General features: G+C 35.4%; 15 protein-coding genes. 11 read left to right on the top strand and 4 right to left on the bottom strand.

What is annotated here, in order from left to right; genetic code table 11:
* Window positions 1–125: 125 nt before the first annotated feature.
* From A9996_RS17935 to A9996_RS17920, 4 genes are all read right to left on the bottom strand, one after another.
* Entirely contained in the window at window positions 126–305 is a 180-nt protein-coding gene (locus A9996_RS17935; protein ID WP_066438530.1) for a hypothetical protein, read from the bottom strand.
* Between the two features lie 241 nt (window positions 306–546).
* Entirely contained in the window at window positions 547–987 is a 441-nt protein-coding gene (locus A9996_RS17930; protein ID WP_111625848.1) for a hypothetical protein, read from the bottom strand.
* A 35-nt stretch (window positions 988–1,022) separates the two neighbouring features.
* Window positions 1,023–1,703, bottom strand: coding sequence for a type 1 glutamine amidotransferase domain-containing protein (locus A9996_RS17925; protein WP_083994022.1), 681 nt, complete (start codon window positions 1,701–1,703; stop codon window positions 1,023–1,025).
* A gap of 526 nt (window positions 1,704–2,229) precedes the next feature.
* Entirely contained in the window at window positions 2,230–4,368 is a 2,139-nt protein-coding gene (locus A9996_RS17920) for a catalase (protein ID WP_066438525.1), read from the bottom strand.
* A gap of 465 nt (window positions 4,369–4,833) precedes the next feature.
* Here A9996_RS17920 and A9996_RS17915 point away from each other — a divergent pair, with 465 nt between their 5' ends.
* The 11 genes from A9996_RS17915 to A9996_RS17865 all read left to right on the top strand — a co-directional run bounded on the left by A9996_RS17915 (window position 4,834) and on the right by A9996_RS17865 (window position 13,397).
* Entirely contained in the window at window positions 4,834–5,466 is a 633-nt protein-coding gene (locus tag A9996_RS17915) for a Crp/Fnr family transcriptional regulator (protein WP_066438523.1), read from the top strand.
* Window positions 5,467–5,533: 67 nt separating this feature from the next.
* Window positions 5,534–6,343, top strand: coding sequence for a sulfite exporter TauE/SafE family protein (locus A9996_RS17910; protein WP_066438521.1), 810 nt, complete (start codon window positions 5,534–5,536; stop codon window positions 6,341–6,343).
* Between the two features lie 70 nt (window positions 6,344–6,413).
* Complete coding sequence (locus A9996_RS17905; RefSeq protein WP_066438519.1) at window positions 6,414–7,826, top strand: MBL fold metallo-hydrolase; 1,413 nt, start codon at window positions 6,414–6,416, stop codon at window positions 7,824–7,826.
* Between the two features lie 21 nt (window positions 7,827–7,847).
* Entirely contained in the window at window positions 7,848–8,189 is a 342-nt protein-coding gene (locus A9996_RS17900) for a rhodanese-like domain-containing protein (protein ID WP_066438515.1), read from the top strand.
* A 52-nt stretch (window positions 8,190–8,241) separates the two neighbouring features.
* On the top strand, window positions 8,242–8,517 hold the full coding sequence (locus A9996_RS17895; RefSeq protein ID WP_317047110.1) for a heavy-metal-associated domain-containing protein: 276 nt from the start codon (window positions 8,242–8,244) through the stop codon (window positions 8,515–8,517).
* A 14-nt stretch (window positions 8,518–8,531) separates the two neighbouring features.
* Window positions 8,532–9,164, top strand: coding sequence for a Tll0287-like domain-containing protein (locus A9996_RS17890; protein WP_066438512.1), 633 nt, complete (start codon window positions 8,532–8,534; stop codon window positions 9,162–9,164).
* 12 nt (window positions 9,165–9,176) lie between these two features.
* A complete protein-coding gene (trxA, locus tag A9996_RS17885; protein WP_066438504.1) occupies window positions 9,177–9,473 on the top strand; it encodes a thioredoxin in 297 nt (98 codons plus the stop codon).
* The gene (locus tag A9996_RS17880; RefSeq protein ID WP_346210716.1) at window positions 9,473–9,937 is read left to right on the top strand and encodes a methyltransferase domain-containing protein; all 465 of its coding nucleotides are present in this window, start codon (window positions 9,473–9,475) and stop codon (window positions 9,935–9,937) included. Before trxA ends, A9996_RS17880 begins: the two co-directional genes overlap by 1 nt.
* A 459-nt stretch (window positions 9,938–10,396) precedes the next feature.
* Window positions 10,397–11,257: a class I SAM-dependent methyltransferase gene (locus tag A9996_RS17875; RefSeq protein ID WP_066438502.1), complete on the top strand. Its 861-nt coding sequence runs from the start codon at window positions 10,397–10,399 to the stop codon at window positions 11,255–11,257.
* Between the two features lie 137 nt (window positions 11,258–11,394).
* Window positions 11,395–12,171 carry a hypothetical protein gene (locus A9996_RS17870; RefSeq protein ID WP_066438500.1) on the top strand — a complete coding sequence of 259 codons (777 nt, stop codon included), beginning with the start codon at window positions 11,395–11,397 and terminating at the stop codon, window positions 12,169–12,171.
* Window positions 12,172–12,512: 341 nt separating this feature from the next.
* Window positions 12,513–13,397, top strand: a complete 885-nt coding sequence (locus A9996_RS17865; protein ID WP_066438498.1) for a cupin-like domain-containing protein — start codon at window positions 12,513–12,515, stop codon at window positions 13,395–13,397.
* Window positions 13,398–14,014 lie beyond the last annotated feature (617 nt).

Here is a 14,014-nt window from a genome sequence, read left to right as displayed (position 1 = left end):
CGGTATTTTTTTATCCAATAATTAACCTAATTTGATAATTATACGCCACTTGCCTTCAAAATGACCGTTGCTATCGAAAAACAAATTATGTAAGAAAATTAGAAAAAGATGCTATGTGAATCTTATTATTGGATTTCCCAATAGCGTATTTCATTGCTGACTTCGGCACGACTTCGGGCTGTGCGTGAGGCAATAATTCCCAACATATTTTCAAATTCTCCAATCAAATAATCGACATCATTGTCGGTAATGCTGGGGTACTTTCGCCTATACTCTTCACGAATGATTGCCCATTTTTTTTCCATGTCGTCATTAATCTCATCAATGCTTCGTCTGCCGGCCTAGTGGCCCATAATATAAATTTTTTATCGTTCGAGCTTACAAGCTACTTATAGTTATGCAAAGTAGATAACTTAAATGACGAAATAAATGGTTCAAAAAAGAAATAGCTCAGTCGACCATCTGGCGTTGTTACCCAAGTTTTCATATGAAAACTACCATTAAATATTGCTAAAACAATCGTTAAATTGAGGCATGCTCTCGACCTTAATAAAACCAATGATAAACGAACAACGCCGTAAAACTGAACACTAAATGAGCGAAAAATATGTGAATATAATATTGAGTGTAATTAAAGTCCGATGGGAAATTAAGCGTTTTAAATAAAAATTTCCATCCCAAAACTCCAAGAACTCCTAAAATACCACCAAAAACTAAACCCCAAATTAAGGAGCGCTCTAAATTGGTGATCTCCCATAAAACTTCATAAATTCCCAGAAAAACAATCCCGAGTGCAAAATGAATCACCCATCCTAAAACGTAAGTCTGTTTTTGTGAAGTGGTCTTGTCAAGGTTTGCATTCAATAGTCTTGAAATTAGTGCAGATTCCATAAACTGATTGCCTGATAGCGCACTCCATAGTGCACTAAAGAGGGTCATCCACACTACTGAAATAAGCCAAGCCAAAATAAAGATTGTGAAGGACATCTGATATTAGTTTAAATAGTTAAGAACCTCAGCGATCAATTGTTTTTATTAGCTTCCAGCATAGCAATTAAGGCCTTGGCAGTGGGACCTGCTGATGCCGGATTTTGTCCGGTAATCAGAAGGCCATCTGTCTCAACATGAGAGGTGAATGGTATAAGTGCCTTATGATAGTCGGCTCCCAATGCTTTCAACTTATCTTCTAAAGTATAAGGGATATTATTGGATCTAAATACTAACTTTTCTTCTGCATTGGAGAATCCTGTCACTTGTTTCCCCTTTAAAATTGAAGGTTGCAGTTCTGCCGCTTTTATTAATGCTGCCGGACCATGGCATACTGCTGCTACGGGTTTGTTTTGTGATATAAAGTCCACAATCAACCTCCCACTGGCGTCATTGCTTGCCAAATCAAACATTGGTCCATGCCCTCCCGGATAAAATACAGCATCAAAATCAGAAGCAGAGACCCCATCAATTTCTACCGTATGCTTTAACGCATGTTTCGCAAAATCATCATCTTTAAATCGACGATTGGAAGCGGTTATATTTTCCGTCAGTTTACTCATAGGATCTATAGGGGGACTACCTCCTTTTGGGCTGGCTAAAACCACCGTGTAGTTTTTATCGCGAAATTCATAATAGGGATCGGTAAACTCACCAATCCATAATCCTGTTGTACTGTCTGTATTGAGCATCTGTTGATGAGATGTCAATACCATTAAAATTTTTTTCATAATCTTTATGGGTTTTGTATCTTGATAAATCATGCCGTTTTCAACAGTTATGATAGAATGAACAAGCTATCAAAAAATATGTGGTACACAACGGCTGCAAAATTGCGGCGCTTAATCTTTTTTAGGTTTGGAACCAGTTTTTGGGATGGGGATAAAATTATATAGAATGAGGTAAACCCATTAATTCAATAGACAAAATTGTGAACGCAATAAAAATTTAGGAAAGAACTGCTAAAATATTGAGCACGCCTGAAATGTTTCAATGATTTTCTCTGTTACACAAAATTCAGGTGTAAAATATTTAACTAGTCGAATTCTAATAAAAACTGACTTTCAAGTGAGATGTTTTAGCCTGTCAATCAAAAGAACCAAGCCTCAAGATTTAGATATCTCAACACTTGGTCCATTTTGTTTTAACTGTTTTCTAAATTAAACTTCAATGATGATGCCCAATTATAAAGTACAAATCACCAAAGTTGATCCATATTTTTGCTGCATCTACCACAATTTCTTACACCGGAATGGTTTCGGCAAGTTTCATTCGTTTCCAATTTCTATGCTGTGAAATGGCTTTAATGAATTTTGCAGGTTCAGTATTGAGACAAATTGCCGCATCGTCTTTAAATTTGGACACATACGAGGCCTCCAAGAGTTCTACCCCTTCATGGTCTGCCGCAATGGCTTTACAATGTTTCAAAGCCTCATTTATAAATTTTATAAATTTTGCAGTCTCTTTTAAAGTGTTGACTGACTCCTTTCCTCCCGGAATATAGAGTGCATCATAAAGTACGCTTTCTGTTGTCGCAACGGCCGCATCCACTTTCTGTTCAGAACCGTCATCACCTTTAACAGTACCTCCGTGCGGTGCAACAATTTTAACCATGGCACCTTCTTTTTTCAAGGCATCGGTCATCTTCTTGAAATCCTTCATGGAAAACCCATCACCTATCAATACAGCCACTTGCCGTGTTGCAATGGTTTCAAACTTTGTGTTTGCCTGACTCAATGCAGGATCTTTTTCCAAATAGATTTTCTTTTTCGGTGGTTGAAATTTCGAGACATCAGCATCTGCACCAATAGCCTGGTTTAAAGGTTTATCAATTGATTTCGGTACTTTAAGTCCTAATCCCTTAGCTACTTTTTCAGAAAGGTCTTGATCAATTTGCGCAATGATATACAACATCCGTTCTTGGATGTGTTGGTGCGTGCATTTTCCCAATTCAAAAATATAGGCGTCCGTTAAATGCTGTTGTTCCCAATCGGCAAGACTTCTATAAAACAATGCAGGTTGAGAAAAATGATCACTAAAACTCTCGCTTCGTGTTCTGATTTTCTTTGCATCAATGCGCTCTTCATAGGACGTAAAGGCACCTTCTGACATTTTAGCAAGATGTGGACAGCCACCACTGATACTGTTTGGAAAATAAGCCGTTTGTCCTTTTGGGATATCCATTTGCATATGCCCATCTCTCTGATTGTTATGGGTAGGGACAATCGGTCTATTAATAGGAATTTGATGGAAATTAGGCGAACCTAATCGTGAGAGCTGTGTGTCTCTGTAAGAAAAAAGACGCCCCTGTAAAAGTGGATCGTTTGAAAAATCAATGCCAGGAACGATGTGACCGGGAAGAAAGGCCACTTGTTCGGTTTCTGCAAAGAAGTTTTCCGGGTTTTTATTTAAGGTCATTTTACCAATTATCTTAACTGGCACCATGTCTTCGGGAATCAACTTGGTAGGATCCAATAGGTCAAAGTCGAATTTATGCTCGTCTTCCTGTGCCACAATTTGAATGCCCAGTTCCCATTCCGGAAAATGTCCTGAGTCAATGGCGTCCCACAAATCCCGACGATGAAAATCAGAATCTGCACCACTAATCTTCACCGCTTCATCCCACGTTACTGAATGGACTCCTAATTTAGGTTTCCAGTGGAATTTCACAAAATGAGATTCACCTTTGTCATTGATCAATCTGAAGGTGTGAATACCGAAACCTTCCATCATTCTCAAACTCCTCGGAATGGCCCGATCACTCATCAGCCAAATTTGGTTGTGAAGTGTTTCAGTAGTACGGGAAATAAAGTCGTAAAAGGTATCATGTGCCGAAGCAGCTTGCGGTATTTCTTTATTTGGCTCAGGTTTAACGGCATGGATTAAATCAGGAAATTTCATGGCATCCTGAATGAAAAAAATAGGCATATTGTTACCTACCAAATCCCATGTGCCTTCTTCAGTATATAATTTTACTGCAAAACCGCGTACATCCCTGGCCAAATCGGTTGAACCTTTAGAGCCCGCCACGGTTGAAAATCTCGCAAACACTGGTGTTTTTCTAGAAGTATCTGTAAAAATCCCTGCCTTGCTATACTCAGCTATACTTTCATATAACTCAAAATAACCGTGAGCTCCACTACCTCTAGCATGTACAATACGCTCTGGAATTCTTTCATGGTCAAAATGGGTTATTTTCTCTCTTAATAAAAAATCTTCGAGAAGGGTTGATCCTCGTTCACCAGATTTTAAAGAGTTATTGGTATCATTCACTTTCAGACCCTGGTTTGTGGTCATGACGGTGTCTTTCGTTTCCTTTTCAAATTTTTTTAAATCTTCTATTTTTTTTGAACTGGAGTTGTCAGTTTTCTTATTGGCCATATACAATTGTATTAAATATTAACGTACACTGAAAACACTTCAAAGTGTTTTGAATCAGAATTTAATGCACAAATTCATGATTATAAGTCGATAAGTTTGACACAAAAAGAAATATTTATGCCTTGAAAGAAATGGACTTACACCTATATAAGTGGTTATAGATATTTTAAAACCATTCAAAAAGTATTCAGAATAAACGTGTCTTTTGAGAGAACATATAATTTATGAGAGGATCAAATTCAGTCAAGTTCTGATGTGGAGCCCACCCTTCCTCTTCAAAAAAGGTTGTGATTCGATGTCAATTGTGTCTGTCAATTTATCCAAAGGGACAATCGCGCTTTTTATGTTTCACATTCTTGATAGTATTGCTAACTTTACTGTAACTATTTAGGAATTGACGCACAACAGTTGAAGGCAGCATATCCGGAATTACTAGAAATTAACGGCTCATTTAATAGAATAAAAATGATAAATGAATTAAAGGAAAGTTATGGACACATATTCGAGGATGCTTTACTTGATGAAATTGTCCAGGTTGGTACGTACAAAGAAATCCCGGAAGGTTTTAAAATGATGGACATAGGAGACTATGTCAAATCTATGCCATTGCTTATTTCTGGTGTTATTAAAGTTTTAAGGGAAGACAATGATGGCGATGAGCTATTGCTTTATTATCTAGAAAGAGGAGAAACTTGTTCAATGACCATGACCTGTTGTTTAGGACAGAAAAAGAGTGAAATACGCGCTGTTGCAGAAACAGATGCAAAACTCATCATGATTCCCGTAGGCAAAATGGAAGAATGGACAGCCAAGTATAAATCTTGGAGAAATTTTGTTTTTGAGAGTTACCACAATAGAATCAATGAATTGCTGACCACTGTAGATAGTATTGCCTTTTATCAAATGGATGAAAGATTGCTAAAATATCTAAAGGAAAAAGTAAGGGTCAATGATAGCAACATCATACAAAACACCCACCAAGAAATTGCTTATGATCTTCATACATCCAGAGTAGTCATTTCAAGACTTTTAAAAAAGCTGGAACAACTTGGCAAAATTGAGCTAAACAGAAATTTTATTAAAATTTTGAAATTATAACCAGTGTAACCCATGTTACTGCATATCGCGTTTGAGTAGGCTACTTTTGATCTACAAATTAAAACTTATGGAATTAATTGAGGTTTTTGGATATATCAGCGCATTGGTAATTGGCATTTCATTGGGGATTATCGGCGGTGGGGGTTCTATCTTAGCAGTACCTGTTTTGGCATATTTATTCTCAATTGATGAAAAGGCCGCAACGGCATATTCCTTATTCATAGTAGGATCTAGCGCATTGGTTGGTGGACTACAACAACACTTTAAAGGCTATGTAGATTGGAAAACATCCATCGTATTTGGCATCCCTGCAATTATTGGGGTCACTTTGGTACGCTACTTTTTAATACCGATACTTCCGAATATTTTATTTACGGTTGGGGATTTTGAATTTAGCCGTCGCATGGGTATGTTCGGTTTTTTTGCCTTATTGATGATTCCCGCCGCATTTTCGATGCTTAATCACAAAAAAGAAACCTCCGTAAATAAAAACAAAAAAGTCAAATATAATTACCCTTTAATACTAATTGAAGGTTTGGTGGTTGGCGGTATTACCGGCATCATCGGTGCTGGAGGTGGTTTTTTAATTATTCCAGCCTTGGTGATCTTAGCTAATGTTGAGATGAAAATTGCCGTTGGCACATCGTTGATAATTATCGCATTCAAATCATTGCTTGGTTTCTTTTTGGGAGATGCCTTAACAATGTCCATAGATTGGACTTTTTTAATGGTCTTTACGGGATTGTCTCTTGTGGGCATCTTTATAGGTAGCTATTTGGGCAATTTTATAGATAGTAAAAAATTAAAAAAGGCTTTTGGATATTTCATTTTTGTCATGGCCGCCTTCATTTTTGTCATGGAATTTATAGTGATATAAGAGTTTGTAACTTATGTTACTGCAAACATCGCTAAGAGGTTCTATTTTTGACAATTAAATCTTTGCATCCATGAAAATAGAACAAATGTACACAGGCTGCCTATCACAAGCCGCCTATTATATTGAAAGCAATGGCGAAGTTGCAATAATAGACCCTTTAAGAGAAGTAAAACCATACCTCAATAAAGCAAAGCAAGATAATGGCGAAGTAAAATATATTTTTGAGACTCATTTTCATGCTGATTTTGTGAGTGGTCATGTAACACTTTCGAAACAAACAGGAGCACCAATTATTTATGGTCCAACTGCCAACCCTTCTTTTGATGCCATTATTGCCAAAGATGGTCAAGAGTTTAAACTTGGAAAAATAACTATAATTGCACTTCACACTCCAGGGCACACCTTGGAAAGTACCAGCTATCTTTTGAGGGACGAAAACGGTAAAGACCATGCTCTTTTTAGTGGGGACACTTTATTTTTGGGCGATGTAGGCCGTCCGGACCTAGCACAAAAAAAGGGTGTTGTGACAGAAAGGGATTTGGCTGGGTTTCTATTTGAAAGCTTACGCACTAAAATTATGCCTTTAGCTGATGATATTATTGTTTACCCTGCGCACGGTGCCGGTTCTGCTTGTGGTAAGAATATGAGCAAAGAAACAATTGACACCTTGGGCAATCAGAAAAAGACGAATTACGCCTTGAGGGCTGATATGACCAAAGACGAATTTATTGAAGAAGTGATAGAGGGCTTACTACCTCCACCCCACTATTTCCCTATGAACGTTAAAATGAATAAAGAAGGCTATGATGATATTGACGCTATTTTGAAAAGAGGCACCAAAGCCTTGTCGCCAGACGCTTTTGAAGCAGCTGCAAATGAAACCGGAGCTATTGTTTTAGATGTTAGAAATGAGCAAAATTATGCAAAAGGGCACATTCCGAGATCAATTTTCATTGGTTTGGATGGCGATTTTGCACCGTGGGTTGGAGCGCTGATTGCGGACGTTAAGCAACCTATTCTATTGGTGACGCCAGAAGGCAAAGAAGAAGAGACCGTGACACGATTGTCACGTGTAGGTTTTGACAATGCGCTGGGCTATCTAAAAGGCGGTTTCGAAGCTTGGAAAAAAGCAGCTTTTGAATATGATACGGTAACATCAATTCAAGCCACAACCTTTAGAGAGATCATTTTAACGGATGGTGTTCCTGTTTTTGATGTCAGGAAAGAAAGCGAATACTTATCAGAACATCTATTGAATGCTCAAAACACGCCTCTGAATGACCTGAATGATTATTTGCCAGAATTCCCGAGAAATAAAACGTTTTACCTATTCTGTGCAGGTGGCTATCGAAGTATGATATCCGCATCTATTTTAAAAAGTAGAGGCATTCACAATTTTATCGATGTATCTGGCGGATTTAAATCCATGAAAGAAGCTGGTATAACACCATCAAACTATGTCTGTACCAACAAAAACATTTGAAATAATAAAATAAAGTTCACTATGACACTGTTCAGTTCAATTTTTGGAATAAAAAAGTATAAAAATGAGGCCATCAAAGTTTTAGATGCACAAACATTTAAAGATTCCATATCACATAAAAAAGTTCAATTAATCGACGTAAGATCATCCAATGAATTTAAATTTGGTCACATTAAAGATGCAAAAAATATCGATTTCTATTCTGATAAATTTACTGCTGAATTTAATAAATTAGACAAACAAAAACCAGTTTATATCTATTGCCGGAGCGGAAGCAGAAGCAGACAGTCTTCAAACAAGTTATCCACAATGGGATTCACAGAAATATACGATCTAAAAGGTGGCATCTTAAACTATAAATAACATTATAATTTTTTTTAAAGAAAATTCACGAGCAAATTAAATGACCATAAGCATGATGATAAAAACTTCAATACTAGTACAAAATATAAAATGTGGCGGTTGCGCACATACCATCACCACTAAACTATCTACTATTGAAAACATCACCAATTTACAGGTTGATGTAGAGAAAAATAAGGTGTCTTTCAATTATGTGAATGACACTGATGCGGTTGCTGTTAAAGAAAAACTAAAGCATTTAGGATATCCGTCAATAGAAGATTCAAATTCGTTGACATCCAAAGCAAAATCTTTTGTGAGTTGCGCCACTGGCAAACTTTCAAAGTAAAAATTTCATAAAAAATGAAAAAATCAGTTCTAGTATTAATCGTATTGATTTCTTTTTTTAGCTGTAATAAGGACAAAAAATCCGAGTATATTTCAGTAGAAAAAAAAGCTGAGATCGAAGCTGTTCAGGAAAAAAAATATACAGTAACAAACGGTGATACTCTAGCATATGCAGGACGTGGCTTAAGATACGCATTGAGTACTCAAGCTGTCTTGGGAAAAAATTTAATGCAGGCCATTCAAAAAGCTGGAACATCAGGAGCCTTATCATTTTGTAACGAAAAGGCCTATTCATTAACTGATAGTATGGCCGTGGTGCAAAACGCAAGCATCAAGCGTGTTTCAGACAAACCAAGAAATCTAGCTAATCAAGCCAATGCTGAAGAGTTGGAATATATTGAAACCTTTAAAGAAATTATTTCAAACCAAGAGTCACCAAACCCAATAGTTAAAGATTCAGATACCAAGATGCGGGTATATTATCCTATTCTTACCAATGCCATGTGCTTGCAATGTCATGGAAAACCTAATAAAAATATTGAAACACCTATACTTACTAAATTGGCCTTATTATATCCAGAGGATAAAGCCATTGGCTATGCTGAGAATGAAGTTAGGGGTATTTGGAGTGTTTCCTTTAATAAATAAATAAATTCAGATATGAGTAAATTTTCAGAATTAATAAATCAAGACACACCTGTTCTTGTCGATTTTTTTGCAGAATGGTGCGGACCATATAAAACCTTAGCACCAATTTTAAAACAGGTGAAGGAGAATTTAGGGGATGGCGTGTCCATTATAAAAATAGATGTCGATAAAAATCAGGCTATAGCTGCTAAATATCAAGTTAGAGGTGTACCAACTATGCTACTGTTTAAAAACGGAAAACAAGTTTGGAGACAATCTGGTGTGTTGTCAAAAGATGATATTATAAACATCATAAAAACCACCAATTAGTGAATTTGTCAGAAGATTTTTGGGACGATCGTTATAAAAACAAAGATATAGGCTGGGATTTGGGAGAGATCTCCGCACCCTTAAAAGCGTATTTTGATCAATTGACCAATAAAGATCTGAAGATATTGATTCCGGGTGGAGGCAATTCTTATGAAGCCGAATATTTGCACCATCAAGGATTCAAAAATATATATGTTGTTGATCTCTCTAAAACAGCATTAAATAATATCAAACGCCGTGTGCCATCGTTTCCTTCCGCACATTTAATTCAGCAGAATTTTTTCGATTTAGAAATGTCTTTTGACTTCTTAATCGAACAAACCTTCTTTTGTGCCCTTAACCCAGCATTAAGACCGGCATACTCATCAAAAGCCTCTGAATTACTCAATAAAAATGGGCTAATTGTAGGACTGCTTTTTGACATTCCTTTAAACAGTGACAAACCCCCTTTTGGAGGCGAATAAAAAAGAATATATAGGCTATTTTATACCTCATTTTGAAATTGTGATATTGGAACCTGCGCTTAATTCGCATCCCTCAAGAAATGGAACGGAATTGTTTTTTAAACTACGAAAGAGGCACTAATTATCTCTTTTGTTAATTCATTCAGGACTAAGAACCTCAAGACTGAAACCGTCTCTCTGGATTCAAAGCAAATACATCAAAATTTGAAACAGCACCTCCAACGGTATTAAATACCGGCTATCTCATCTTTTTACTAATCTAACAGCTTTGGTATCATTATTTCCTCACACTCGTTGCTTAACCGAGTCCATCGCAATCCAAATTGAAATCCTTCAATTTGGATTTTATAGTTCAGAGTATAGATTATGTAACTGAAATATGGTTTTTTAACAAATAAGTTTATCTTTATAACTCAATATGTTTTGCAACCAACTAAAAACAAGCAAAGTAACTACTTAATGAAAAACAAATTAAAAGCCATTCTATATCCCGTTCTTACTGGAACATTAGGTAATGCACTTGTGTTTCTTAGACCAAAAAAGGCCCGACAACTGTCGGAAAATAGAATTACACTCGTACACAAGAATAAAAAAAACCTGAGTATCCCAGAAAGGTTAATGCGTGCTGCTCTTGTAAAAAAACTTGATAAAATACAAGATTACAATACAATTGCGGATCTAAATCGCAATTTTTGGGCCAATAAAAATGCCACGGAGTTATTTTTAGAAACTGAAGATGGATTTGAAACTGATTTTCTGCCAAACTGTACTTTTATATTCGAACTACTTAAAATTGAATTATCAAATCATCCAGAAGAATTTAATACCCTGGTCGAAATTGGAACCGGAAATGGCGATGTACTAAATTATTTGAGTTCAGAATTCCCCCATATTAATCGTTTTGTAGGTATTGATCTTAGTCAAGATCAGATTGAATTAAATAATAAAAAATTCAGTAACAACAAAAAACTTGAGTTTGTGGCCTCAGATGCTCTTGATTGGGTTAAAAAACACGGCCAAAGGAATACTATTTTTGTCACCTCAAGAGGTGTTTTAGAATATTTTATAGAGCCACGTCTGCAAGAGCTTTTCAACAACATAAACCAACTGGGCAAAACGATCTTTGTAGCCATAGAACCAAACGGTGCTGACCACAATTTTGAAACAAACCCAAATTCTCAACTTTATGGGCATGAGCCGTCGTTTTCACATAACTACCCTGGTCTTTTCAAAAATGCAGGTTTTGACATCTGGCATTTTTCACAAAAAGTCTGGTTTAACGCTAGTGACATGCAAACGTTTGTTGGCGCTAAAAATTGAAGTAATGATTGCATAAAATAAATTTGATAATGCTGAAAAAGCTTCTTTCAGAGAAATAAAATTATGACGCGTGTGCTGGTCGCATTGTATTGTTAAAAAATAAAAAACGGTTTATAATTCTTTTAATCTAAACAACTATGAGGGATTTTATAAAAAAATATGAGCTTTATATCTTTTTAGTTCTTGGCCCATTGGTTAATGTCGTTTATGTGTACGCCCGATATTTAGATATTATTCCAAAGGCGATATATAATAATGGTCGATTTTTGCTGCTTTTGTTCCTCTTGATTTGTATAGTAGCATATACAAGAGGCATTATGGGCGTAAAAGATATCTTTAAACCTATGACGAATTGGAAGGTCAACCCTAAATGGTATGTATTTAGTTTATTTTTCGCTTTCACAGTCGGTCTTATAACCTTGTTATTGAAAGGCATTTATTCTGGTGGTGATTATACTGAATTTGTAAAAGTAAATTTTGGGGTTTTTAACTTAAGGAGTGTTGTGGCATTGTTTGTTTGGGCTTTCTTAGGCGAAGTTGTCTGGGTTAGCTATTGCATTCGCGAACTATCAAAAATCATAAAACCTTTTTATGCAAGTCAAATTATTGGTTTGTTTTGGACCTTATGGTGGATTCCGATCATTATACTTGGTGAAGGTGTTCTTCCTGGCATTCCGATAGTTTCTTTAGGAATATTCATGTTGGGAATTGCAGGTATGTGCACTGTAGTTTATAGACTTTCTAAAAGTGGTATTTGTGTATTAATATTGCAGTTTACTTTAAATCTTAGTCTGAATGCACTATCAATCTCACCAAGCACAGGAGGTGTAACTACTTTTACAGCTTATTCTATTGTTTATTTTCTTACAATGTTAGGCTTTATGTATTTACTATATCCACTGAAAAAAAGTTAAGCTTATTGAACCGCTGTAATTTTTGAGAATATTATAACCAACACAAGAATTATAATCCTTAATTAGTAAGAATTATCTTGACGGAATAATTAAAATTAAAGAATGTTTTAAAAGAAATACGGTTCAAATTATTGAAATATAAAGTGTTCCAAGATAATTAATTAGTTAATTATCATCTAATTAAATAGAATTGATTAAATTTAAATTTAATATTCAAATTTAGCATCGATTTATTCTAAGTCCTCCCCACTATTGATCTTATCGGTAAGATTCTAAGTCCTGCCCTATTAGTGATCTTGTCGATACGCTTTGATTATATAAAATGTTTCACTCATTTACATATGAAATTAAAAATTAGAAAAATGGAGGCACATACTAACATAACCAAAATTGACAGATGTAGTGGTCTGTCAGAAAAAGAATTTTACAATACGTATGTAAAAAACTCATTGCCAGTAGTAATTACTGACAGAGGTGATTGGACAACATTAGAAAAGTTTACACCAGTATATTTCAAATCTAATTATAACCACTTAAACAGAACTATAGACGGAAAGACCTATCCCTTGTCAGAAATAATTGATTTATGTAAATCGTCAACACCAGAAAATAAAGCGCCATATCCAAATATTTACAATGTGGATCGCGATTTCCCTGAATACCCTGATGATATTCCAAAAATGCTTTACGGAAAATCCAATAGATTACACAGCCGCCTATTACCTAATTTTATCGCCAAACGAACCAATCAACAAGAATTGTTTTTTGGTGGAAAAGGATGTTCATTCCCAACATTGCATATTGATTATCTCGGTGTACATACGCAATTGACACAAATAATTGGAGAGAAGGATTTTATTCTATACCCACCCAACCAAACGCCCTATTTATATCCTGATAAGATTCGTTCAACCCAGAGCCCCGTTAACATCATAAATCCTGATTATGATAGGTTTCCATTATTTAAAAATGCTGTGGCTATAAAAACTACTCTGCAACCTGGAGAAACTCTATTTATACCTGCTGGCTGGTGGCATACAACTTATATACATAATTTCAACCTCACCTATGCCATTGACCATGTAAACTCATTCAACTGGAATTTCTTTATGGATGAGACCTATATTGCTGCAAAGAAAAGTCACCCTAAACTAGCTTGGACTATTAAGGTTTATAAAGTAATTATGGGGAAAGTATTTAATCTCAAAGAATCCTTACTAAATTAATCAGAATTATAATTCTCTCTCTTTGTCCTCTTGGTTATAGATAAAATTTATTTTATAGTTAACTTCTAATCTTTGGAAGCTTAAGATAACTTTACCCTTTAATATGACCCTAAACACATTAAGCGTGGGATATTGTATTGTTCTGTGGGTTTTTCTATAATGAATGATGAGTGCCAATACACCTTCTGCCGATAGGCATTAACGACCGTTCATAATCCATAGTGGTTACTTTAGGAATTTGTTCTTGCCTTTTTGAGTTGAGACCTAAGATATCCGATCAACCACTCACAACAGAAAGAGTTTGCACTCAGGCTGTGCAGATTGAAATGTAATAGGATGATACGATCTCAATTTCTGCTGAGCATTGCAGAAAACTTTGAACAGAATAGATTACAGCAATGTTTCTAAAAGACTTCTATTAAATAAAAACTTAACTTTCAGAGTTTGAACGTTAAAAGAAACAATTTATCTAATTTCTTCTATTTATGTATTAATTTTTATTCTAATTTTCTTTGAATAGTTTCTTCGCAACGTTAATGATAACAAACTAAGACCACTTACTCATACTAAATTTTTTTAATTTGGTAGTAAATTTAGTTTCTTTAAAATTTAAGTTT

This window comes from Gelidibacter algens, from assembly GCF_001678675.1.
GTDB lineage: Bacteria > Bacteroidota > Bacteroidia > Flavobacteriales > Flavobacteriaceae > Gelidibacter > Gelidibacter algens.
Note: the sequence above shows the minus strand (reverse complement) of the source record. Positions and strands in the feature narration are given on the sequence as shown.